Genomic DNA, 22,442 nt, shown 5'->3' on the forward strand with positions numbered 1-22,442 from the left:
AGGCGGCCACCCTCAACACCGTCACCGCAGCCGCGGCGCTGGGCAGCGACGTGCACGTGCTGGTGGCCGGCAGCGGCTGCGGTGCGGCGGCCGAGGCTGCGGCGAAGATCGCCGGGGTGGCGAAGGTGCGGGTGGCCGATGCCGCCCACCTCGAGGCGCAGACCGCCGAGAACGTAGCCGAACTGGTGAAGCGGCTGGCTGCGGACTACAGCCACATCCTGGTGCCGGCCACCAGCGCGGGCAAGAACATGCTGCCGCGCGTGGCCGCGCAGCTCGATGTGGCGCAGATCAGCGACATCGTCGCCATTGAAGATGCCGACACCTTCGTGCGTCCGATCTACGCCGGCAACGCGCTGGCCACGGTGAAGAGCGCCGACCCGATCAAGCTCATCACCGTGCGCACCACCGCGTTTGAAGCGGCGGGCGAGGGCGGCAGTGCCGCGATCGAAGCGCTCGCCGCACCGGCCGACCTCGGGCTGGCCGCGCTGGTGAGCCGCGAGATCGTCAAGAGCGCACGGCCCGAACTGGGTGCAGCCAAGATCATCGTCTCGGGCGGTCGCGGCGTGGGCAGCGGCGAGAACTACCACGCCATGCTCGAACCGCTGGCCGACAAGCTCGGCGCCGCGCTCGGTGCCAGCCGTGCGGCGGTCGATGCCGGCTACGTGCCCAACGACTACCAGGTCGGGCAGACGGGCAAGATCGTCGCCCCGCAGCTCTACATCGCGGTGGGCATCTCGGGGGCGATCCAGCACCTGGCGGGGATGAAGGACTCCAAGGTGATCGTGGCGATCAACAAGGACCCGGAAGCGCCGATCTTCCAGGTTGCCGACTACGGGCTGGTGGGCGATCTGTTCAGTGTCATTCCAGAACTGACAGGCGCACTGTAGGAAAGGGTACCGCGGGCGTCTCGTCGTTACGCCGATGGGTTGCCCGCTGAAAATCCGATGCCCGACTCGCCGGTAAACCGCACCGTCGCTCGGGTGGAGGCAACCCGTCGAAGCAAGTGACATACCGCGTTGAAAGCGGATGAAACGCCGACCGGCTGACAGTTGTTTCGGCGCGCAGCCGCGATGCTGCTCGATCAGCAGGGCGTCATACTGCCGTTGGCAACCCGTCGTTTGTCCAGCGCGATCGACCTATTCGGCGTCATGCAGGATTCCAGTGGCTGGCGCCGCGTCTTCGATCGCATTCACAATGGTGGAATTCCGGTCGTTGCTGCGATGCGGCCACGGTGATCGGTGGCTGAAGGATTTCGACAAGGCCGGGTTCAAGCCGGAAGTGCAGCCCCTGATCCTGAAGGAAAACGCCAGGCGCCTGCTCGGCCTGGTTTGAGCGTCGGGACGCCTGCGCGCGAAATGTCGCAAGCGTTTCGCGCGTGTCGCGCAGGCAGGTCCGACCGCCGTCATTGCTGGCATAATCGTACACGCCATGTGTCCTGCAAGATCGAAATTTCCCGCACCGAAAACGCTTTCGAGGAGGCCTCGGGATTCCGGCGACCGAACCTCGGATACGATCGATCACGCCGCACTTGAACACCTTCTGGGCTTTGCCATTGCGCGGGCGGATGTGCACATTCGGGCGGCATTTCAGGCCAGCATTGGCGATCCGTTTCAGCTCAGGCCGGCCGAGTTTTCACTGCTGATGCTGTTGCTGACCAACAAGGCGGCCACCCAGGCCCGGCTGTCCGAGGCACTTGCGATGTCCGCTCCGAACCTCACCACGCTCGTTGACCGTCTCGTCGTTCGCGGACTGGTGGAGCGCGTGCGCAGCGAACAGGATCGCCGTGCGCAACAGCTGTGTCTCACGACGGCGGGGCTCGACCTCGCCAGTCGCGCCCATGCCTTGTCGACGACGATGGAAGATGCGTCGCTGAGCGGACTGTGCCCGGCCGAGCGCGCGATGCTGCTTGAACTGCTGCACCGGGTGGGGACGCCCCGCCCGGTTTGAGGCGGCAACGGGCGGGGCAGGGGGCAACTCTGCCCCTTCGGAGCCCGCGCCCGGTTGCGGGGGCGGCACCCGGCAACAGGCGCAACAGGCCTTACATATCGAGTACCAGCAGTGGTGACCTGGCCCGCGAACAACAGGGCAGAAACTGATCATTGGCTGCCTGTTCCTCCGGCGTCAGATAGGCATCACGGTGCTCGGGCTCGCCGGCGAGTACGCGGGTGAGGCAGGTTCCGCACACGCCCTGTTCGCACGAAGTCGGCACATCGACGCCCGCCGCGGCGAGTGCAGCGGTGACGGTCTGCCCGGCACCGACCGCGATCGTACGGCCAGAGCTCGCCAGTCGCACTTCGAAGGCTGTGTCGGTCGCCGACGTCTGCACTTCGGCCGCGAAGAATTCGTAGTGCAGCTGATGCTCGGGCCAGCCCTGCGCGCGCGCCGACGCCAGGACCGCATCCATGAAGCCTTTGGGGCCGCACACGTACAGATGCACGCCGGGTTGAGGGCCAGCCAGCGTTGCGGCGAGGTCGAAGCGCTGGTCGGACGGGCCGTCATCGAAATGAAGGTGGACCCTTGGTGCGAAAGCCGACAGCCGGATCCGGTTCAGGAACGCCGTGCGCTCGGGCGCACGGGTGCAATAGTGCATGTCGAATTCGGCGCCGCTCAGTGCCAGTCGCTCGGCCATGCACAGGATCGGGGTCACGCCGATGCCGCCGGCAAGCAGCAGACTGCGGCGGGCCTCGTGCACCAGCGGGAAATGATTCTTGGGTGCGCTGATCTGCAGCACGTCGCCTTCATGGACGCGGTCATGCATGGCCGTGGAGCCACCGCGGGAGGCGGGGTCGCGAAGCACGGCGATCAGGTAGCGATGGCATTCGCCGGGATCATTGCACAGCGAATACTGACGGACGATGCCATTGGGCAGATGGACGTCGATGTGGGCGCCGGCCGAGAACGATGGCAGCGGGGCGCCACCGGCATCGACCAGTTCGAAGCTCAGGATGTCTGTGGCCTCCGTGACCTTGCGGGCAATGCGGACGCTCAGGGTGGGGGAATTCATTGTTCAACTCCGGGGGGCGCCCGACGGCGAATGATCGCCGCCGGGGAAGCTGCGATGGGTGCGGTAGTGGTTCAGTTTGCTGCGAGCGCCACGGAGGTGCCCTGTTCCGCAGCAATCAGCCTGTCGATGACGCGGCGGGCCTGAACGCCACCGGTATCGATGTTGAGCTTGAGCAGGCTGCGTCCGGGCCATTGCAGGAGGTTCTTCTGCTGGCGTTCGAGCATCTCCAGATCCTCGGCGAAGATCTTGCCCTGGCCTTCGCGAATGCTCGCGGTCAGCGCCTCGTCTTCGGGCTTGAAGTTGCGTGCCATGCCCCAGAAGTACCAGATCGAGGTCGTCGTTTCTGGCGTGATGAAGTCGACTACCGTGCTCGACGCTTTTGCTTCGCGGGGTGCGTCATACCCGCCGCGACCCGCCAGCGCGACGCCAACCTCGATGATCACGTGCGAAGGCGGGGTGAAACGGCAGATCTGCCAGCGGTCGACGGGCTGGTCTTCGGGCAGGCCATTGGCGCGCAGGGCCATCTTCCAGAACGGCGGTGCTTCGATGCCATCCATGAAACGGCTGGTAATGACGGTGTCGCCTTCGGTCCGGGTGGTGCACGGTGTCTCGTCGATCTCCTTCTGGCCGATGCTGGTCGAGTGCACATAGGTCTCGTGGGTGAGATCCATCAGGTTGTCGATCATCAGGCGGTAGTCGCAGGCGATATGGTAAAGCCCGCCGCCGTATGCCCATTCCGGATTGTTCGCCCACTGCAGTTCGGGGATCAAGCTTGAGTCGGCGAGTGCCGGATCGCCCGGCCACACCCAGATGAAGCCATGACGCTCGACCACCGGATAGGTGCGGATGGCGGGGAAGCCCCGTACGCGCTGCCCGGGCATGTGCACGGTCTTGCCGTCACAGCCCATCTCGAGGCCATGGTAGCCACAGACGAGTTTGCCCTTGTCGACATAGCCGAGCGACAGCGGCGCGCCGCGATGCGGACACCAGTCCTCGACTGCTGCGACGCGGCCTTCGGGACCACGGTAGAACGCGATCGGCTCACCACAGATGCGGCGGCCAAGCGGCTTGTCGGCAATTTCGTCGGGCGTGCAGGCCACGTACCAGGTGTCTACGGGAAAGGTCATGTCGTGTTCCTCCATGGATGAACGTGTCTTGTCTTCACTGCTTCGAATAGCGTGCGACGAGGGCTGCGGCTGCGTCGTAATGGCGCTGTCCATCGGGCACCTCGTGGATCCACTGCTCGGTGACGACCCGGGTGGCCGCATCCCATTTCTTCATTTCGTCGGGGCTGATGGCGTACACGGCATTGCCGCGCGCGACGGTCATCTCGCGCGCGGCCACGTCCGCAGGGGCGAACTGCGCCGAGATCCAGGCCGAGGTATCACGACCGCTGTTGTCGTCGATGACCTTTTTCAGGTCGGGCGGCAGACTGTCGTACTTCTTCCTGTTCATCACGAAGATCATGGTCGACGCGAGCATCGTACGTTCGCCCGCAGCTTCGGCATGGAAGCGGGTCAGTTCGTGGGTCTTGGTCGGGGGCACCACCTCCCACGGCACCAGGGCGCCACCGATGACGCCCTTGGACAGCGCCTCCGGCATCTGCGGCACCGGCATGCCTACCGGTGTCACGCCGAGCGCGGCAAGCATCTTGTTGCCCAGGCGCGAGGGGGCGCGCACCTTGAGCCCCTTGAGATCGTCCAGGGTGTGAACTTCCTTGTCGCGAAAGTGAAAGACGTAAGGTCCGGTCACCCAGGTGGCGATGGGCTTGACGTCGGCGAACTCGCTCGTCGCGTCCTGCGAAACAAAATCCCACAATGCACGCGACGAGGCTTCGCGATCCGTGGTGAAGAAGGGCAGTTCGAACACTTCCGACACCGGGAAGCGGCCCGGCGTCCACCCCGGCAAGGTCCACGTGATGTCGGAGATGCCGTCACGCGCCTGCTGCAGCAGTTGGGCGGGCGCGCCGCCCAGCGACATTGCCGGATAGATCTGGCAGGTCATCCGCTTGTTCGATTCCGCCTCGATGCGCTCGCACCAGGGAACGATGAAGCGTGTATGGGCGGCCGAGACCGGCGGCAGGGAATGCGCGAGTTTGAGTACGATCGGTTCCGGCTGGGCAAGAGCCGATGTGGCGCTCAGGGCGATGGCGGCCAGGGCCGCACTCCGGGTCAGCTGCATGGTTGTCTCCTCTGTGAGGTTTTTCTGGTGGGGGAATGACTGCGATGAGGGGGTCAGCCGTCGTGTACGATCAGGCGGCCACCCGGAATGAGATCCACCACGCGCGGATTCGCCAACGTGGCCTGCAGGTTGCGATGGGCGATGCGCGCATGCTCGCGCATCAAGGCTTCTGCGCGAGCGCCTTCACGCCGCGTGATGGCGTCGACAACCGCACGGTGCTGTGCGTTGGCAATCGACAGCGTCTGAAAGGCGTCCGGGGCGGCTGCCTGTACGCGCAAGAAGCCGTTTGGCGAGGCAAACGGCAGGGCATTGCCACGCGCCACCTGACGCTGTACGACTTCACTTTCACACGATGCGGCCAGGACTTCATGAAAGCGCGAATTGGCCTCGACATAGGCAGCGAAGCGTGCCTCGTCCGGATCGCCTTGTTCAAGCAGGCGATCAATGGTGACGACGCAGGCCGTCAACGCCTCCAGGTTGGCTGCCGATGCGCCGCGCTCGGCAGCGAGACGGGCAGCGAGTCCCTCGAGCGTGCCGCGAACCTCGATTGCGTCACGAATTTCGTCGACCGAAAACGCGCGAACACGGAAGCCGCCTGAGCGGATCGGCTCGAGCAGGCCTTCTTCCTGCAATCGAATCAGGGCCGAACGAATCGGGGTGCGCGAGATACCGGTAAGTTCGGCGACCACCGGCTCCGAGATACGCTCGCCGGCAGGGAGTTCGCCATCGAGGATCATCTCGCGCAGCCGCAACTGCGCGCGGACCGTTTGTGATGCCGATACGTCGGCTGGATCGGACGGGAGTGAGCCCATGCGCGTTTCCTCCGGTATCGCCCTTTACGAGATCGTGCCCATGAATGTGGAACTTCCGCGGGCACTTCGGGTGGGGCGATGCCAAGTTGAGTTGATTGAATGTATACAACTATATCGAAGAGTGCCAAAAAATATAGTCAAATTCGGAAAAATGTCTTTGCGATGTATACATGTAGCTATTCTGTACCTGACGCATCCGCGCGCGAGCAGCGGATTGTGGAAAGGCACAAGGTGATGTTGCGAAGACTTCTCGTTAAAGTTCGGCTGCAAGCGGTCGTTGTCAGACTGCAGACAAAAAAACAGATCGACCCGAGGAGAGCGAGACATGCATTTTCTTTTTGCCCCTGCTGTGCGCATGATGAACAGTCTGCGATTCGCGACACGCTTCATCATCATCGGTGCGGCCGGCGGTATTCTGGTGGCGGCGCTGATGGTCCAGTTTCTGCAGTCGGTTGGGGAGCGCCTCGAGAGCACCGACATTGAGGCGCAGGGCGTGCAGCATGTCGTGGCCCTGCGGGAAGTCAGCCAACTCCTCGATCAGCACCTGCTTGCGTCCTCGCTTTTCGCGCTGGGCGAGAATGCTTTCGGCAAGGAAGCCGAGACACTTCGCGCCAGTATCGGTGCCGCGCTGGCCACGGCGCGCAGCAATGCGCTCAAGGGGGCCGGCGCCGGTATGGAAGCCGCGTGGGACGGGCTCGACAAGGAGTGGGACGTGATCAATTCGGTGATCGGCGCCTCGTCCGCACCGGAGATCCGGGATGTGCACAAGCGTTTCGGTGACCGCCTCGCTGCGCAGGCGCGCTTGATCGCTGACCATGCCGGCTTGCCGCTCGATCCCGAGGTCGACACCAACTACCTGTACGACACGCTGGTCAATCGGCTGCCGCAACTGTTCAGTGCGTTCGCCCAGATCCGGCTCAAGGCAGCCAGCGTCGCCAGCGTCGAGATGATCGACGGTGCCGACATGGGGCGCATCGACGGCCTGATCGCGGACGCGCACAACCAGTTGGACCGCATTCGCGAGAACACCGAGAAGATCGGCGGTGCCGCGCCCGCTTTCAAACCCGCGCTGGACAAGGGATTGGGCGATATCGACGCCAGTCTCGCACGGATGCGCAAGTTGATTGAGAACAAGCTGATCAACACCGCGAACATCAACGTCCCGGTGGCCGAGGTGCTGAAGCAGACTGACAGCAGCCGGGCGGCGGCAGCGGCGCTCGAGCGCGTCGTGGCCGATGCCTTGAAGGTGCAACTCGACTCACGATCGGCGGCGCTGTCCACGCAGCTCGCAATCAATCTTGGCCTCGTTGCACTGGGGCTGGCACTGGCGGGTTACCTGTCGATGGGGTCCTATCTCAGTCTGCAGCAGGGAACGGCCCAACTGCTCGAAGGGGGAAAGCGTCTTGCCGATGGTGAGCTGACCTATCGCATCGATGTCGGCAGCCGCGATGAGTTTGCCGATATCGCCGACAGTTTCAATCGCATGGCCGCAGCGTTTGCGGAGGTCATCCACACCCTCAAGTCGAGTGCCGAGGCGCTGGGCAAGGCAGCAGGGGCGATGAACGAGGCCACCCGCCAGGTCGCGTCGGGCTCGGCCGAACAGAGCCGGCTGACGCAGGAGACGGCGACCTCGGCAAATGCCATGTCGGAGAGCATCGGCCAGGTGGCGGGTAATGCGGACGAGGTGGATGGCATCGCCCGCGATGGGCGCAACAAGACCGACGAGGGGTACAAGGGCCTGACCCGGCTTCAGGACGAGATCGCCATCGTGCGCGCAGCAGTGGAGCAGATCACCTCGTCGGTCTCCGAGTTCGTGCGCACCACGCTGGATATCCGCGGCATGACCGGGCAGGTGCGCGACATCGCCGAGCAGACCAACCTGCTGGCGCTCAATGCCGCGATCGAGGCCGCTCGTGCCGGCGAACAGGGCCGCGGCTTTGCGGTGGTGGCGGACGAGGTGCGCAAGCTGGCGGAAAAGTCTGCCAGTTCGGCGAGCGAGATCGATCGTCTCACGCAGGCGATCAACTGCCGCTCCGACGATGTGGCCGGCGCCATCCGGCGCGGGCAGGAGTCCCTGTCGGCGAGCGAAGGCTTCCTGAAAACGGTCTCGGGGCAACTCTCGTCCGCCAGCGACTCGGTGGCCAAGACTTCGGAGGGTGTGGATCTGATTACCGCGGCGATGCGAACGCAGGCCGAGGAGGTGCGCAGCATCAGCGACTATGTGGCACGTATCGCCGCCATGGCCGGGCAGAACGACGTTGCGGTTGCCAGCGCGGCGGGTGAGGCCGAGCGCCTGCAGCGCATGTCGGGCGAACTGCGCAACCTGATTGCGCGCTTTCGGGTCTGAATCGGACGCTCACCGTCACGCCGGATGAATGGCCATTGCCAGATAATCGATGAAGAGGCTGTAGAGGACGATGGGCAGCGGCAGGCCGATGAGCAGGGCCACGCAGTAGTCGCGCAGGCGCACGCCTGACAGCGCCAGCGTGTAGTTGAGCGCCGGTGCGGTCTGGAACAGCGTGCGCAGCCAGAACTGGCTCCATACCGGACGGCGGTCGAGCTGTTGGAGCAGGCGGCGGGCAAGACGGTTGTCCAGATTGCGCAAGGCGTCGCCGCCGACGAGGCGGATCAGCAGGAAAATCACGATGCAGGAGATCACCGCGGCGACGTAGGTGACGGCCGCGCCCCCGATCTGGCCGAGGGCAAGCACGGCAGCAGCAAGAAAGATCCAGCCCGGGATCTGGATCAGGTTTCCCAGCGCGAACAACAGGATGAAGGTCGCGGTGCCGGTGATGAGGTGATGCTCGAACTGCGCGCGGATGAAGTCGAGCTCGAAATGTTGACGAATGCCGGTGAGCTGAACCACGAGCAGTATCGTTGCGATGAAGAGCAGCACCAGAACGAGTCGGGCATGGCGTCTGAACCATGCCAGCACGCGGTTCTCAGCCGAATGGGGCGCGCCCGGGTCGGGTCTCGTGATGCCGCGACTCGCGTTCATGTCGGCACGTTTCCTTCGCACTGTGGCTTACCGTCGGTACCGCCTGCGGTCGAGATCCGACTGATCAGGCCTTCGCTCAGCCAGCGTTGCAGACAGGGACCGAACAGCTCGGCCGCGTCCGGATCATCGCCGGCGATGGTGGCGCAGACTTCGGCGAAGCCTTCGCCCGCAAGCAGGCGCTCCAGCATGCGGTGCTCGACTGTGTGCAACGAACGGAAGCTGCTCTGCTTGTCGTTGCGCCAGAAGAGGCACGCAACGGGCAGGGGAAGGGCACGGGCGGGCGGTGGTGTGAGCCCCTGGTCGAGTGCGTGCCAGACGTCGATCGTGTTCCAGGCGAAAACCGCAAGCGCCACGCCCGGTGAGAAAACGAAGGCTGCACTTTCCCAGTCGGCATCCGAAAGCCGCATGAGTGCGTCGGGCTGCAGACGGTGGCGGTCGGGCGCATCGAAGGCTTCATGCAAGCGCCAGTCCATGTGCGCGAGTTCGGCAACTTCGGGGTCTGAGGGCAGCGAGGCGGCGAGGAATTCAGGAAAGCTCCCGCCGTAATCGCGCAGGTTCGGGCTGTGCGAAGGTGTCTGCTCGATGTAGCGCCTTGTTTCGCGCTCGAACTCCTCGTCGCCGACATAGGTCCAGGTGCGCTCGAACACCGCACCGAGCGCATCACGCAGCCGCGCACGATAGGCCGAATGGTAAATGTCGAGGCGTGCTTCGCGCGCCAGGCCGAAACCCCCTTCGAGCAGGGGCAGTACGGCGGTGGGGTCGTTGGCTGCGTCCAGCAGATAGGTCTTCAGGCGCGCCTGCGTGGATGCGAGATTCACACCGGACATGACGCGCGCTCCGGTGCGTGTGCCGTCTGGCCGGTCGACGCTGCAGCGATGCGGCGCACCTGGTCGAGTTCGGCAATCAGCTCGCCAAGCGGAGGGATGTTGTCGTCGCGCTCGATCATGCTGCTGACGCTGCCGAAGCGGCGGCACGCGGCCGCGTAGAGATCGAACACCGGATCGATGATCGGTGCGTCGTGAGTGTCGATGATGAAGCCATCCATGTTCGAATGCCCTGCGAGATGGATCTGCTGTACGCGCTCGGCGGGAACGCCGGCAATGAACTCGAGCGGGTCGAAGCCGTGATTGACGCTGCTCACGTAGATATTATTGACGTCGAGCAAGAGGTGGCAGTCGGCTTCTTCGGCGATGGCGCTGACGAATGCCCATTCGCTCATGGTCGATTCAGCATAGCTCAGATAGCTCGAGACGTTTTCGATTACCAGCCTGCGTTCCAGTATGTCCTGCACCTGTCTGATCCGCGTCACGACGTGGTGAATGGCTTCTTCGGTATAGGGCAGGGGATAGAGATCATGCAGGTTGACACCATGTACGCCGGTCCAGCACAGGTGGTCCGAGATCCACGCCGGTTCGATGCGTTGGGCGAAGACCTTGAGATCGGCGAGATACTGCCGGTTCAGAGGCTCGACCGATCCGATCGACATTGACACGCCGTGCATCACGACCGGGTAGTCGCGACGAATCGCATCGAGCATGGCCAGTGGCTTGCCGCCCTGTACCATGTAGTTCTCGGAAATGATCTCGAGCCAGTCGATGCGTTGCGGACCGCGGAGGAAATCGGCGTAATGGACTGGGCGCAGACCCAGCCCATATCCGAGGGCCGGAATGCGGTCATCTATTCCGGCGGCGTGCGAGCGCTCAATGCTCATGACTTGATTCCCGAAGCGGAGGATGCGGTTGGAGGCTGCAGCGCCCCCAACCGGTGGAGCGTGATTACTTCAGGTCGCCGATCGTTCCCTTGGCGCCCACGCATTCCGCCGCCTTCATGGCCTTGAAGCCGTGGCCCTTGCACGAGTTCATGCCCTTGCACTCGTTCTGCGCAGTCTTGCAGTCCGCCTGGCCCTTGCAGGCATTGACGCCATAGCAATGTACCGTGTCGTTGGCGCTGACGCCCGCCGGCAGGTCTGCGGCGAAAGCCACTGCCGAGGTCGCGAAGGCCGCGGCCATGGCTGCCATGCGTGCGCCGTTGATGATGTTGGACATTTGAATCTCCTCTGTATCGGTTGGATGGGAAGGGCCTCGGTCTTCGGATGCAGGCTCCGAAAATCAGCCGGGCAGTGCTTAGACGACCATGGTGGCGAAACCTTACGCGGCGGAAGAAAGTTCTTCGGCTCGGCGGCGACGTATCATGCGCTTGCGGCGTCGCGATCGAATCACATCGATCGCTGCCGATCAGGGCGTCGAGGCACGCCCGATCAGGCCCAACCCAACACAGGAAGCGGATCATGGATAGGCTGAAACTGACGTATTTTGACTTTGCCGGCGGACGCGCCGAACCAGCACGGCTGGCGCTGCACATCGGCGGTATCGCGTTCGAGGACTATCGGTTCGCGCCCAGCGATTTTCCCGAAGTGCGCAAGACGACCCCCCTGAATCAGGTGCCCACGCTTCACGTCAACGCAGTGCAGGTCACGCAAAGCGATGCGATCAGTCGTTACGCAGGCAAGCTTGCCGGCCTGTACCCCGAAGATGCCTTCCAGGCCCTGCTGTGCGATGAGGTGATGGGTGCGCTCGAAGATCTGAACATCAAGCTCGGCGCCACCTTCGGCCTGAGCGGCGACGAGTTGAAGAATGCGCGGGGCGCACTGGTGAGCGATGTCTTGCCGACGTATCTACGGTGGCTCGAGACACAACTGGAGAATCACGGCGGGATGTATTTCGCCGACAACCGCCTGACCGTGGCCGATCTGAAAGCCTTCACCCTGCTGCGTTGGCTGTGCTCCGGAAAGCTGGACCACATTCCGGTCGACCTGGTCGATGCGGTGGCGCCGAAACTCACGACCTACGTACAGCGGGTCGGGAGCCTTCCCGAGATCGCACAGTACTACGCAAGGCTCGGCGCGGCTTGACCTGGCAGGCGCCGTTGAACGCCGGCGCAGCAATCGGCAGCGGTGCAGGCTGCCTGGGGCGAGTCACGGCGCCATCGAGTCCCGATCCCGTCGCGGGTGGTGCTCAGTTCTGTTCAGACAATGCGCAGCGCGTCAGCCAGGGGCCCAGTTCGGCGGCCGCCATCGGGCGGCCGAAGTGGAACCCCTGCATGAGGTAGCAGCCATGCGCGATGAGGTAGTCTCGCTGCACGGTCTCTTCCACGCCTTCGGCAATGACTTCTTTCTGCATATTGTGGGCAATGCCGATAATCGCCTTGATGATGGCCGCATCGTCTTCGTTGCCGGGCAAGTCGCGAACGAAGGATTGGTCGATCTTGATGCGGGAGAACGGCAGGCGTTTCAGATAGCCGAGACTCGAGTAACCGGTGCCGAAGTCGTCAACCGAGAGTTTGACACCCAGCGCATGGAGTTCATGCAGGGTTTCGACGATTCTCTCGGTGTCACCGATGAAGGCGCTTTCGGTGATCTCCAGTTCGAGCCACGCTGCATCGAGCCCGTTGGCCGCGAGTGCTGTGCTGACCTGGGCGGCGAGATTGCGCTGACGTAGCTGAACGGCGGACACATTGACGGCCACGACCACGGGTGGGTAGCCCTGATCACGCCAGGCGCGGCTTTGTCGACATGCTTCGTGCAAGACCCACTCTCCGATCGTGTCGATGAGGTTGCTTTCTTCGGCAATGGGTATGAAGCGCGCAGGCGGAATTTCACCCCGATCCGGGTGTTGCCAGCGTATCAGTGCTTCGAGGCCGATCAGTCGGCCGGTGTTGCCATCGACTTGCGGCTGGTAGTGGAGCCGGAACTCCTGTGCCAGTATCGCGCGGCGCAGGCTGTTTTCGAGGTCAACGCGTTCGGAGATGCGGACATTCATTTCTGGCGTGAAGAAGCGATAGCCGTTCCCGCCTGCCGCTTTGGCCTGGTACATGGCCGTGTCGGCATTCTTGAGCAAGGTGCCGATGTCGGCTCCATCACGGGGATAGGTGCTGATGCCGATGCTTGCGCCAATCAATAGCTCGCGCCCGTCGACGACAAAGGGTTGATTGATGAGGTCAATCAAACGCTGGGCGATGGTTGCGACACGAGACAGACTGTTGAATCCCTGCAGTAGCACGGCGAACTCGTCGCCCCCCTGACGGCTGATGGTGTCGCGTTCGTCGAGATTGTCGCGCATGCGCTGTGCCACCTGCAGGAGCAACTGGTCGCCGATGGTGTGTCCGAGCGTGTCATTCACGAACTTGAAGTGGTCGAGATCCAGAAACAGCAAGGCAATCTGCACCTGATCGCCCAACGCATCGACAAGGGCCGCCGACATTCTGGTTTCGAGCAGTGCGCGGTTGGGGAGGTCGGTGAGAATGTCGTGTTCTGCGAGGTGGCGGATGCGCGCCTGGTCTTCGTACATCTGCGTAATATCGCGCGCAACCCCGGCCACGCCTGCAATTTCGCCCAGTTCGTCGAGGACCGGCGTGGAGATGTACTCGAAATGACGTATGTCTCCGCCTGCAATCTCCTGCGAGCCAGTGCGCGTCTGCTGCGTCCGGCTGCTGCGCACCTCCGAATCCTGTTGCCGCAATGATGAAGCGGTCCGTTCCGGCCAGATCTCATCGACCGTACGACCCAGTATCTGCGTTTTCTCCTGCCCGCTGGCACGTACGTAGGCCTCGTTGACCGCGATCATGCGCTGGCTGCGGTCAGTCAGCCACGCCGGGTCGGGCAGGCTGTCGAGGAGGGCGCGGTTTCGCCGCAGGGTTGTCTCGTAGGCCTCGGTCATGCCTCGCGCCAGTCGTCTGGCCTCGTCATAGGTGCGCAGCCATACGACGATCCAGCCTGTCAGGACGATCGCCAGAATCAGGGCACTGATCGTCGTCCATTTGACTTGCTGATACCAGGAGCCCAGGAAGTCGTCTGTCGCTCGGCCGGCAATGACGTAGAGCGGATATTTTCCCACCTTGCGCACCGCGTAGAGGCGCTCGACGCCGTCGATACCGGAGCTTGCGGTATAGATCCCCTCGCTCTTGCCTTCGGCGACGAGTTTTCGCAAGGATGCGCTATCGATCGGTTTGCCCAGTTTTTCCGTGGCGAGCGGATAACGCGCAACCAGCCGCAGCTGGTCGTCAATCAATGTCACGCTCTGCGGAGACGCAAACTTGAGGGTGGAGTAGAAACTCTCGAAATGGTCGGCACGCACGGCCGCCTGGATCAGCCCACCAAAGCCGCCGTGGCCGTCGTCGATTCGCCGACTCAGGGTAATGACCCAGTTGCGGGTGATTCGAGCGAAGATGGGTTCGGAAATGATCAGTTGCCGGCCGTCGCTCTCGGCGCTGCGCTGAAAATAGGCACGGTCTGTGATTGTTGCATTTGAGATGCTGCCAGATGCATCGAAAATGAAGTGCCCGTTTTCGTCAGCGACGCGCAGGCTTTGCGATTCCTGAATCAGGTCGAGATAGCTCGACAGGGCCGCGTTGATCGCAGTCGCTTCCATCGCTTCGCCGGCGAAGGCTGCATTCAGGCGCAGCTGACTCGCCACCAGCACGGTATCGATCTTTTCTATCGTATTGGCCGCGTGCCGTTCCAGGACTCTCGCGAGATTCTCCTGACTGTGGCGGGCGAAGTCCATTTCCCGTTCATAGGATTGGTGCAGGCTGAACAGGCCCAGCGCGATGTAGGTGCTCAGGGCGGCGACGCCACAGGCAATCGTAACGCGTCTTCGCCAGGATTCTCCGCCGTTGTGCCTGGCGGGCAAACGGCGGACGCTATCGCGCTCCATACGGGTAGTCCGAATTGAATAGTGGAATTATGCTTGTCGAGCGCATCCGGGGGGTTGATTGAGCGCAAATCTTGCTGAGGAACGACTGTTCATTTTCGACCTGCGCCGACATGAGAGGCGTAGCCTGGTGTCAGTATCCGCCACGTGCGAGGTGCTTCAATGCACTTTCGCGCAGCCAATCCTGGATGTCATGCAGTTCGTCCATCGTGACCGTATGATCCGCCGGGTAGTCGACCCATTTCGGACTCAGACCAAGTCCGCCCAGCAAGTCGCAGGAGGCGCGGCCGAAGGTGCAGGGGATGACGTTGTCGTCGCGCCCGTGGGCCATGAAGATCGGAATGTCACGATTGGCAGGGGCGAGTTCCGCGGCGAGGGTGTCGGCCAGCGGCACATAGGTGGATAGCGCCATGATGCCGGCCAGACGGCCCGGATGACGCAGGCCGACATGCAGCGCGATCGCCCCGCCTTGGGAAAAGCCTGCAAGCACGATGTTCCGGTCGTCCACGCCGCGCGCGTTCTCGCGGGCAATGAGGGCCTCGATTTGCGCGGCAGCATCATGGACGCCTTGCGGATCTTCACGACGGGGGGAGAAATCGGCCGAAACGATGTCGTACCATGCTCGCATTACGTAGCCGGCATTGATCGTTACCGGTCGCGGCGGCGCATGGGGAAAGACGAAACGGATCGGGGGCAGATCGTGGAGGTCGAGTGCATCGACGACGGGCTCGAAGTCATGACCGTCAGCCCCGAGACCATGCAGCCAGATGACCGATGCAACGGGCGCCGGGCCGGTTTCGACTTCGATCGCGGGGAGCAGTGCGGACGGTCCGGACCGAGGTGCTGCGTGGGTGTTCATTGCGGGACTCCTGTCGAGATGAAGTAGCGCAAGGTCGCGTTTGGCGGCGGGACGGCAGTGCGCCGGAGCAAACCTTGACTGGGGCCTGGCATGACGGTGCCAAGGGGGATGTCCGCATTCTGCCGCATTTCGGATTGGCATCAAGCAGCATCGGATGGTCAACCGTCTGGTGGCAAGCCGTTCAGGCAGGTGAATCTGGGCACACCCGGTCCGGAAGGTCGTCGATGACAACGGGAACCAGACCACGCAGGGCGTTGCCTGCATAGACCGTCCTGGCCTGCGCGAGCGCATCGAGCGTCAGCGTGCGTTCGATGGCGCGGCCTGTGTCGAGCAGTTCGCGGCGCAGCACGCCGTCGAGCACGCCGGCACTCAGCGGCGGCGTGTGGAGCATGCCGTCTCCGTCGTCGACGAAGATGTTGCTGCGTGCGCCTTCGGCCACCTCGTCGCGCTCGTTCAGGAACAGGATGTCGAAATACCCGCGCTCGAGGACATGCTGCAGCGCCTTGTCGTAGGTTGCGCGTGCAGTGGTCTTGTGCCGCAGCAGCAAGTCGCCGCTATCGACGCGCGTGGTGCTCAGCGCGAGGCGTTGAACACCTTCATCGACCGTGTCGAGGGGGTGGTGGGTGATCGCGGTGTGGCCCGTTGGTGACAGTTCGAGTCGGACCCGGTAAGTGCCGCTCGACAGTGAATTGGCCAGGGCCAGCAGGGCGTTCCGGATTGCCGAGATGTCGCAGGCATGGCCGAAGAGGTCCGCCGAGCGGGCCAGGCGGTGCAAGTGGCCATTCAGGCGGGGATAGGGGCTCGCGGCGCCTGCTTCGCAACGCAGCGTTTCGATGAGACCGAAGGCGGCGCCGAGCGCAGTCAGGAACCGCCCCTTGAGCAGGCATTCTGCCCATTCGGATTCGCCCTCGGAGTCGGCAACGATGCCACTGCCCAGATTCAGGTCGAAGCGTCCGTCCGCCGCCGCATTCAGGGTACGAATGGGCACGCTGAAACTGAAATCGCCGTCGGGATCGATCCAGCCCAGCGCGCCACAATACAGACCGCGCGCGGCGGGCTCGAGCTCGCGAATGATCTCCATGGCGCGGATCTTCGGTGCGCCGGTCACCGAGCCGCAAGGAAACAGCGCGCGAAAGATGCCGAGCAAGTTGGCGTCCACCGGCCCGGCGCTGACGGTGGAGGTCATCTGCCATACGGAGGGGTAAGCCTCGATGGCGCACAGCGATTCCACCTTCACGCCGCCGGCCGGTGCCAGGCGGCCGAGATCGTTGCGGATGAGGTCGACGATCATCACGTTCTCTGCGCGATCCTTGGTCGATTGCGCGAGCGCGTCGGGGTCACTCGAGCGCGGTGCGGTGCCCTTCATCGGCCGGCACCGCAAGCGCGCGCCGCGGCGCTCGACGAAAAGCTCCGGCGAACGCGACAGAATCGCCGTGCCATCTGCGTCTGCGATGAAGGCCCCGTGTGCAACAGGCTGGGCGTCCATCAGGCGCCGATACAAGGCGAGGGGAGAACCGTAGATCGTGCCCGACAGCGGCCAGGTAAAATTTACCTGATAGCAATCGCCGGCGTGAATCCATGCGCGAATGCGCCTGATCGCCTCGAGATAGTCGGCCTTGTCGATTCCTTCGCTCAGTTCCGCCACGCCAGCGTGGCGTTGATGGTCATCGAGCGCGTCCAGCATGTCGTCGATACGCTGCAGTCCTTCTGCCTGCGTCAGCCGTTCCGCGCGGGCGAAGACCCAGGCACTGAGCAGGGGCGCGCCGTCGTTGCGGAGGAGTGTGTGCAGGCGTGGCTCCAGCGCGTGGCCCAGTTCATAGGCTGCTGCCAGTACGACCCAGCAACCGTCGGCGCGCGCGCGTTCGATCTCGTCGAAGGTGGCGACGACGTCCTCGTCCCGGTAGCAGCACAGCTTGCGCAGCGGTTCGGATAGCCACAGGTGCGACCCGCCCGGAAGGTTGTTGTCGAATAGCGCCCAGCCTGGTGCCGGATCGGTGGGGGGAGGCTGGTCGGCGAGTCGTGTCACGGCGGATGTCGGGCGAGAAGTCATGGTGGGGTCTGGGGCCGCGATCATGGGTGAAAGCGTCAAGGGCGGCGTCAGCCCTTATTGTGCCGGCAAAATGCCGTCTTCCGGGTTGCGGGCCGTCGAAAATGGGTTCGATGTCGTCGCGTGGCATGTGGACAGCGCATGGCGACGCTTGAGCACGCCGCCTTCGTGTTTTGGCCGGCCGGGTGCACAAACCTTACGAATCTGCGCCCAGGTTTCGTTAAACTCTCGCCTTTGCGTTTCGCGCGCACCCCGTTTGTGCGTGCTCAATCCGCTGACCCCGAGGACTGTTCCGTGAAGTACATCTCCACCCGCGGCCATGCTGGCCAGCCCGCCAATCCCGAATTCTGCGACATCCTGCTCGGCGGGCTTGCGCCCGATGGCGGTCTTTACCTGCCCGAGTCCTATCCGCAGATCGGGCGTGCCGAACTCGATGCATGGCGGTCGATGTCCTACGCCGAACTCGCCTTTGCCATTCTGTCGAAGTTCATTACCGACATCCCGGCGGCCGATCTCAAGGCGATCTGCGACAAGACCTATACCGCAGAAGTCTATTGCCACACGCGTCCGGGCAACGACGCGGCGGACATCACGCCGGTGCAATGGATCGAACCGGGCAAGCTCGGGCTGCTGGAGTTGTCCAACGGCCCGACGCTCGCGTTCAAGGACATGGCGATGCAATTGCTCGGCAACCTGTTCGAGTACGTGCTGGCCAAGCGCGGCGAAACCATCAATATTCTCGGCGCGACCTCGGGTGACACCGGTTCGGCTGCCGAATACGCCATGCGCGGAAAGAAGGGCGTACGTGTATTCATGCTGTCGCCGCACGGCAAGATGAGTGCGTTCCAGCGTGCGCAGATGTACTCGCTGCAGGATGACAATATCTTCAATATCGCCGTTACCGGCATGTTCGACGACGCACAGGACATCGTAAAGGCGGTGTCGAACGATCACGCCTTCAAGGCGAAGCACAAGATCGGCGCGGTTAACTCGATCAACTGGGCGCGGGTCGCGGCGCAGATCGTGTATTACTTCAAGGGCTATTTCGAAGCCACCACGTCGAACGACCAGCAGGTTGCGTTCTGCGTGCCGTCGGGCAACTTCGGCAATATCTGCGCGGGCCATATCGCCCGCCAGATGGGTTTGCCGGTGGCGAAGCTGATCCTCGCCACCAACGAGAACAACGTGCTCGACGAGTTCTTCCGCACAGGTGTGTATCGGCCGCGCAAGGCTGCCGAGACCAGCGTGACGTCGAGCCCGTCAATGGATATCTCCAAGGCGTCGAATTTCGAGCGTTTCGTGTACGACCTCGTCGGTCGCGACCCGAAGAAGGTGGCCGAATTGTGGGCCGAGGTCGATGCCGGCCGTGCATTCGATCTGAGCGATACCCCGTTCTTTGCACGCTTGGCCGATTTTGCCTTTGTTTCCGGCAGCAGCAGCCATGCGGACCGTCTGGCCACGATCCGCAGCATTCACGACGCCTATGGTCTGGTCATCGATACGCATACGGCCGATGGCGTCAAGGTGGCGCGTGAGCTGGCGCATACGGTGCCCGCGGGCGTGCCCCTGCTGGTGCTGGAAACGGCGCTGGCGGTGAAATTTGCCGAGACCATCCGCGAGGCGCTGGGACGCGAGCCCGAGGTGCCGGCCGATCTGCAGGGGCTCGAGCAGCTGCCGCAGCGTGTGGAAGTGATGGCGCCCGACAGCGAGCAGATCAAGCGCTTCATCGCAGCGCGGGTGTGACTGCAGGGCGGAGTCCCCGACCAGGGACTCCACTGTGGTCTGGCCGCGTTCGACATGCATGACTTTCGTTGTGAGCAGCCGCGTTCACGCGTTAGACTCCCGAAGTTCGTCATTTGCCTGAATGAAGGGCGAAAACGGGCGTCTTCCGCACGACTGTGTGAAGACTTTAGTCATATATTGTCGAGATGAGCATCGGATGAATGCGTTGAGCGAGAAGTCGTCGGCATCGAAGTCGGTAACGGTCCCGGAAGAGGCCAGGGCACTTGCCCACGACGTCATAGAGTTTCTCCTTGCGCATGCGCTGCATCCGAAACCCATCAACTACGCGGTCGCGTATGAATATCGCATGGGAGGCGTTCCTGCACTGAACGAGCGCATCGAACTGCACCTGCAGGCGGGAAAGGCGCTCGACGACTTGCTGATGCGCGAGTTCCACGACGAGTACCTGGCCCGCGAACAGTTCCGCAGTCTGCGCGGGCTCGGCGGCAATCTGCAGACACTGGTGAATGGGCTGATCGATGACATCAGCGAGGCCGGGCAGAGTGCCTCCGGTTTCCGCTCAGCCGTAGAGAGCAATATCGCCCGGCTCGAGGATGAGAACGAGGAGGATGGCGTCGCTGTAGGTACGATTGCAGCGGATCTTCTGGCTGCGGCAGTCAAGGTGCATGCCAGCAATGAAGCGCTCAGAGGGCGGCTGGAGGCTGCAGACAAGGAAGCGCACAAACTGCGCGATGAGCTCGAGCGTCACCGCCGCGAGGCCATGAGTGATCCCTTGACCGGGCTGCTCAATCGTCGCGGCATGGAATACCGGCTCGAGGAGATGACTGGCAAGGGCGTGCCGGACGAGATGGCGGCGGTGGTGATCGATATCGACCATTTCAAGCGCATCAATGACACCTACGGACATGCGGTGGGTGACGTCGTCATTCGCCATGTGGCCAAGGTCATGCGTGAGTCTGTAAGTGGTGACGACGTGACCGTGCGTTTCGGTGGCGAGGAGTTCGTCATCCTGCTGCCGAGACGCGACCTGGACGAGGCCTCGGTGGTTGCGGAATCGATCAGGAAGAAGGTCGAGCGGCTTCGCCTCGTGCGGCGGCAGGACAAGCTCGCGCTCGACCCGTTCACGATATCGCTCGGGGTGGCGACGCGGCGCAGGGGCGAGGATATCGATGGATTTCTCGCGCGGGCGGACATGGCACTCTATGCTGCCAAGAACAGCGGTCGCAACCGGGTACTGACCGAAGTCGAGCTCAATTGAGCGCGTCGGTATGTGCTGTTGCACCCGCAGCTATTGACGCCGGCGGGTGCGGCTTCTACAATCCGGCCTCTTTCGCGAAGGGCGGTTAGCTCAGCGGTAGAGCACTGCCTTCACACGGCAGGGGTCACTGGTTCGATCCCAGTACCGCCCACCAACGGTGGGAAAGCGTTGCGAAAGCCGGCAGAGGGAGAGATCCCCGCTGACCGGGCGGTTAGCTCAGCGGTAGAGCACTGCCTTCACACGGCAGGGGTCACTAGCTCAGCGGTAGAGCACTGCCTTCACACGGCAGGGGTCACTGGTTCGATCCCAGTACCGCCCACCAGACACCAACCCCGACGTCGTCTCGACGGCGGGGTTTTTTTGTTTTCAGACCACGCGACGCAGCGGCACCAGTCCCTGCGCGCCGAACGCCAGGGAAATCCGGATGACCGCTCACGTTCGCACCCGCTTTGCGCCCAGCCCGACGGGCTATCTCCATATTGGCGGCGCGCGCACTGCGCTGTTTTCATGGGCATATGCCCGCCACCACAAGGGTGACTTCGTCCTTCGCATCGAGGATACCGATGTGGCGCGATCGACCCCCGAAGCGGTGCAGGCGATCCTGGACGGCATGGCATGGCTCGGGCTGGACGCCGACGAGGGCCCCTTCTATCAGATGCAGCGCATGGATCGCTACAAAGAGGTGATTGGGCAGATGCTGGCGGCGGGCACGGCCTACCATTGCTACACCAGCCCGGAAGAACTCGACCAGCTTCGCGAAGCGCAGCGTGCACGGGGTGAGAAGCCGCGCTACGACGGCCGCTGGCGTCCTGCACCGGGTAAGGTGCTGCCGCCGGTGCCCGAGGGGGTGAAACCGGTGGTGCGTTTCTGCAACCCGGTCGATGGCGTGGTGGCGTGGGACGACCTGGTCAAGGGCCGCATCGAGATTGCGAATGCGGAACTCGACGATCTCATCATTGCACGTCCCGACGGCACCCCGACCTACAATTTCTGCGTAGTGGTGGACGACTGGGACATGGGCATTACCCAGGTGATTCGCGGCGACGATCATGTGAACAATACGCCACGGCAGATCAACATCCTGCAAGCCTTGGGGGCACAGGTGCCGCAATATGCCCACCTGTCGATGATCCTCGGCGATGACGGCACCAAGCTCTCCAAGCGGCACGGTGCGGTGAGCGTGATGCAGTACGACGACGAAGGCTATCTGCCGGAGGCGGTCATCAATTATCTGGCGCGCCTGAGCTGGAGCCATGGCGACGACGAGATCTTCACCCGGGAGCAGTTCGTCGAGTGGTTCGATCTCGATCACATCACGCCCTCGGCAGCACAGTTCAATACCGAGAAACTCAACTGGCTCAATGCGCACTATCTGAAACAGGCCGACAACAACCGTCTGGCCTCCGACGTGGCGAACCGCCTTGCCCGGCGGGGCGTCGACCCCGAGGCCGGCCCGGCACTCGAGGGCGTGGTGGCGCTATACAAGGATCGTGCTGCCAACCTGAACGAACTCGCCGATGCGGCAGAACTGTTCTGCGTCGACGTTCATCCGGCGCCGGAGCTGATCGGTCAGCATCTCACCGAGACCGCGCGGGCGGCGCTGGCGAGCCTGCGTACCCGCCTCGAGTCGGTGGCCTGGGAGAAAGCCGCGCTGAGCCAGGCCATCAAGGACACCATGGCCGAGCATGGACTGAAGATGCCGCAGGTCGCGATTCCGCTGCGGGTGGCCGTGTTGGGGATTGCGCAGACACCGGCGATCGATGCAGTGCTCGAAGTACTGGGGCGCGAGCGGGTGCTCGCGCGCCTGGGGCGGCACTGCTGAGTCGATTGCT

19 protein-coding genes and 1 tRNA gene are annotated in these 22,442 nt (G+C 63.3%); 9 read left to right on the forward strand and 11 right to left on the reverse strand.

Annotated elements, in window-relative coordinates:
- The 3 genes from J5J83_RS02825 to J5J83_RS23100 all read left to right on the forward strand — a co-directional run.
- Nucleotides 1-887: FAD-binding protein (locus J5J83_RS02825; protein WP_212345088.1), on the forward strand; the 887-nt coding region annotated here is incomplete at its 5' end.
- Nucleotides 888-1,070: 183 nt separating this feature from the next.
- Complete coding sequence (locus J5J83_RS22890) at nucleotides 1,071-1,235, forward strand: hypothetical protein (RefSeq protein ID WP_249116128.1); 165 nt, start codon at nucleotides 1,071-1,073, stop codon at nucleotides 1,233-1,235.
- Nucleotides 1,236-1,566: 331 nt separating this feature from the next.
- Complete coding sequence (locus J5J83_RS23100) at nucleotides 1,567-1,947, forward strand: MarR family transcriptional regulator (protein WP_212345090.1); 381 nt, start codon at nucleotides 1,567-1,569, stop codon at nucleotides 1,945-1,947.
- A 91-nt stretch (nucleotides 1,948-2,038) separates the two neighbouring features.
- Here J5J83_RS23100 and J5J83_RS02840 read toward each other — a convergent pair whose 3' ends face one another.
- The 4 genes from J5J83_RS02840 to J5J83_RS02855 form a co-directional block, all read right to left on the reverse strand.
- Nucleotides 2,039-3,004, reverse strand: coding sequence for a PDR/VanB family oxidoreductase (locus tag J5J83_RS02840; protein ID WP_212345092.1), 966 nt, complete (start codon nucleotides 3,002-3,004; stop codon nucleotides 2,039-2,041).
- Nucleotides 3,005-3,075: 71 nt separating this feature from the next.
- Nucleotides 3,076-4,131 (reverse strand): aromatic ring-hydroxylating dioxygenase subunit alpha, encoded by a 1,056-nt coding sequence (locus J5J83_RS02845; RefSeq protein ID WP_212345095.1) that lies wholly within the window; start codon nucleotides 4,129-4,131, stop codon nucleotides 3,076-3,078.
- Between the two features lie 34 nt (nucleotides 4,132-4,165).
- Entirely contained in the window at nucleotides 4,166-5,185 is a 1,020-nt protein-coding gene (locus tag J5J83_RS02850) for a TRAP transporter substrate-binding protein (RefSeq protein ID WP_212345097.1), read from the reverse strand.
- A gap of 53 nt (nucleotides 5,186-5,238) precedes the next feature.
- Complete coding sequence (locus tag J5J83_RS02855) at nucleotides 5,239-5,997, reverse strand: GntR family transcriptional regulator (RefSeq protein WP_212345099.1); 759 nt, start codon at nucleotides 5,995-5,997, stop codon at nucleotides 5,239-5,241.
- Between the two features lie 325 nt (nucleotides 5,998-6,322).
- Here J5J83_RS02855 and J5J83_RS02860 point away from each other — a divergent pair, with 325 nt between their 5' ends.
- Nucleotides 6,323-8,344: a methyl-accepting chemotaxis protein gene (locus tag J5J83_RS02860; RefSeq protein WP_212345101.1), complete on the forward strand. Its 2,022-nt coding sequence runs from the start codon at nucleotides 6,323-6,325 to the stop codon at nucleotides 8,342-8,344.
- Nucleotides 8,345-8,359: 15 nt separating this feature from the next.
- Here J5J83_RS02860 and J5J83_RS02865 read toward each other — a convergent pair whose 3' ends face one another.
- From J5J83_RS02865 to J5J83_RS02880, 4 genes are all read right to left on the reverse strand, one after another.
- On the reverse strand, nucleotides 8,360-8,995 hold the full coding sequence (locus J5J83_RS02865) for a VTT domain-containing protein (protein ID WP_212345111.1): 636 nt from the start codon (nucleotides 8,993-8,995) through the stop codon (nucleotides 8,360-8,362).
- Nucleotides 8,992-9,822 carry a DNA-binding domain-containing protein gene (locus tag J5J83_RS02870; protein ID WP_212345113.1) on the reverse strand — a complete coding sequence of 277 codons (831 nt, stop codon included), beginning with the start codon at nucleotides 9,820-9,822 and terminating at the stop codon, nucleotides 8,992-8,994. The genes J5J83_RS02865 and J5J83_RS02870 overlap by 4 nt, the downstream gene beginning before the upstream one ends.
- A complete protein-coding gene (locus J5J83_RS02875) occupies nucleotides 9,810-10,706 on the reverse strand; it encodes a DUF692 domain-containing protein (RefSeq protein ID WP_212345115.1) in 897 nt (298 codons plus the stop codon). Before J5J83_RS02875 ends, J5J83_RS02870 begins: the two co-directional genes overlap by 13 nt.
- 64 nt (nucleotides 10,707-10,770) lie before the next feature.
- Nucleotides 10,771-11,040: a hypothetical protein gene (locus tag J5J83_RS02880; protein WP_212345118.1), complete on the reverse strand. Its 270-nt coding sequence runs from the start codon at nucleotides 11,038-11,040 to the stop codon at nucleotides 10,771-10,773.
- Nucleotides 11,041-11,282: 242 nt separating this feature from the next.
- Here J5J83_RS02880 and J5J83_RS02885 point away from each other — a divergent pair, with 242 nt between their 5' ends.
- Nucleotides 11,283-11,906, forward strand: a complete 624-nt coding sequence (locus J5J83_RS02885) for a glutathione S-transferase family protein (RefSeq protein WP_212345130.1) — start codon at nucleotides 11,283-11,285, stop codon at nucleotides 11,904-11,906.
- Between the two features lie 103 nt (nucleotides 11,907-12,009).
- Here the strand turns inward: J5J83_RS02885 and J5J83_RS02890 are convergent, their stop codons facing one another.
- The 3 genes from J5J83_RS02890 to pabB all read right to left on the reverse strand — a co-directional run bounded on the left by J5J83_RS02890 (nucleotide 12,010) and on the right by pabB (nucleotide 17,588).
- Nucleotides 12,010-14,706 (reverse strand): EAL domain-containing protein, encoded by a 2,697-nt coding sequence (locus J5J83_RS02890; RefSeq protein ID WP_212345135.1) that lies wholly within the window; start codon nucleotides 14,704-14,706, stop codon nucleotides 12,010-12,012.
- A gap of 130 nt (nucleotides 14,707-14,836) precedes the next feature.
- A complete protein-coding gene (locus tag J5J83_RS02895) occupies nucleotides 14,837-15,562 on the reverse strand; it encodes an alpha/beta fold hydrolase (protein ID WP_212345138.1) in 726 nt (241 codons plus the stop codon).
- Between the two features lie 181 nt (nucleotides 15,563-15,743).
- A complete protein-coding gene (gene pabB / locus J5J83_RS02900) occupies nucleotides 15,744-17,588 on the reverse strand; it encodes an aminodeoxychorismate synthase component I (RefSeq protein ID WP_349251855.1) in 1,845 nt (614 codons plus the stop codon).
- Between the two features lie 315 nt (nucleotides 17,589-17,903).
- Between pabB and thrC the strand changes: the two genes are divergently transcribed.
- The 4 genes from thrC to gltX all read left to right on the forward strand — a co-directional run bounded on the left by thrC (nucleotide 17,904) and on the right by gltX (nucleotide 22,432).
- On the forward strand, nucleotides 17,904-19,352 hold the full coding sequence (thrC, locus tag J5J83_RS02905) for a threonine synthase (protein ID WP_212345144.1): 1,449 nt from the start codon (nucleotides 17,904-17,906) through the stop codon (nucleotides 19,350-19,352).
- A gap of 196 nt (nucleotides 19,353-19,548) precedes the next feature.
- A complete protein-coding gene (locus J5J83_RS02910) occupies nucleotides 19,549-20,610 on the forward strand; it encodes a GGDEF domain-containing protein (protein WP_212345147.1) in 1,062 nt (353 codons plus the stop codon).
- A gap of 79 nt (nucleotides 20,611-20,689) precedes the next feature.
- Nucleotides 20,690-20,764: transfer RNA gene (locus tag J5J83_RS02915), tRNA-Val, on the forward strand.
- Between the two features lie 270 nt (nucleotides 20,765-21,034).
- The gene (gene gltX / locus J5J83_RS02920) at nucleotides 21,035-22,432 is read left to right on the forward strand and encodes a glutamate--tRNA ligase (RefSeq protein WP_212345150.1); all 1,398 of its coding nucleotides are present in this window, start codon (nucleotides 21,035-21,037) and stop codon (nucleotides 22,430-22,432) included.
- The last annotated feature ends 10 nt before the right edge of the window (nucleotides 22,433-22,442 follow it).

Origin of the sequence: Azoarcus sp. L1K30, assembly GCF_018122735.1 — a bacterium.
Classification (GTDB): domain Bacteria; phylum Pseudomonadota; class Gammaproteobacteria; order Burkholderiales; family Rhodocyclaceae; genus Parazoarcus.

Bases quoted from the DNA above. Each gene is read 5' to 3' on its own strand.
- J5J83_RS22890 (WP_249116128.1), top strand. From the start codon at position 1,071: ATGCTGCTCGATCAGCAGGGCGTCATACTGCCGTTGGCAACCCGTCGT.
- J5J83_RS02840 (WP_212345092.1), bottom strand. From the start codon at position 3,004: ATGAATTCCCCCACCCTGAGCGTCCGCATTGCCCGCAAGGTCACGGAG.
- J5J83_RS02845 (WP_212345095.1), bottom strand. From the start codon at position 4,131: ATGACCTTTCCCGTAGACACCTGGTACGTGGCCTGCACGCCCGACGAA.
- J5J83_RS02850 (WP_212345097.1), bottom strand. From the start codon at position 5,185: ATGCAGCTGACCCGGAGTGCGGCCCTGGCCGCCATCGCCCTGAGCGCC.
- J5J83_RS02855 (WP_212345099.1), bottom strand. From the start codon at position 5,997: ATGGGCTCACTCCCGTCCGATCCAGCCGACGTATCGGCATCACAAACG.
- J5J83_RS02860 (WP_212345101.1), top strand. From the start codon at position 6,323: ATGCATTTTCTTTTTGCCCCTGCTGTGCGCATGATGAACAGTCTGCGA.
- J5J83_RS02865 (WP_212345111.1), bottom strand. From the start codon at position 8,995: ATGAACGCGAGTCGCGGCATCACGAGACCCGACCCGGGCGCGCCCCAT.
- J5J83_RS02870 (WP_212345113.1), bottom strand. From the start codon at position 9,822: ATGTCCGGTGTGAATCTCGCATCCACGCAGGCGCGCCTGAAGACCTAT.
- J5J83_RS02875 (WP_212345115.1), bottom strand. From the start codon at position 10,706: ATGAGCATTGAGCGCTCGCACGCCGCCGGAATAGATGACCGCATTCCG.
- J5J83_RS02880 (WP_212345118.1), bottom strand. From the start codon at position 11,040: ATGTCCAACATCATCAACGGCGCACGCATGGCAGCCATGGCCGCGGCC.
- J5J83_RS02885 (WP_212345130.1), top strand. From the start codon at position 11,283: ATGGATAGGCTGAAACTGACGTATTTTGACTTTGCCGGCGGACGCGCC.
- J5J83_RS02890 (WP_212345135.1), bottom strand. From the start codon at position 14,706: ATGGAGCGCGATAGCGTCCGCCGTTTGCCCGCCAGGCACAACGGCGGA.
- J5J83_RS02895 (WP_212345138.1), bottom strand. From the start codon at position 15,562: ATGAACACCCACGCAGCACCTCGGTCCGGACCGTCCGCACTGCTCCCC.
- J5J83_RS02910 (WP_212345147.1), top strand. From the start codon at position 19,549: ATGAATGCGTTGAGCGAGAAGTCGTCGGCATCGAAGTCGGTAACGGTC.
- gltX (WP_212345150.1), top strand. From the start codon at position 21,035: ATGACCGCTCACGTTCGCACCCGCTTTGCGCCCAGCCCGACGGGCTAT.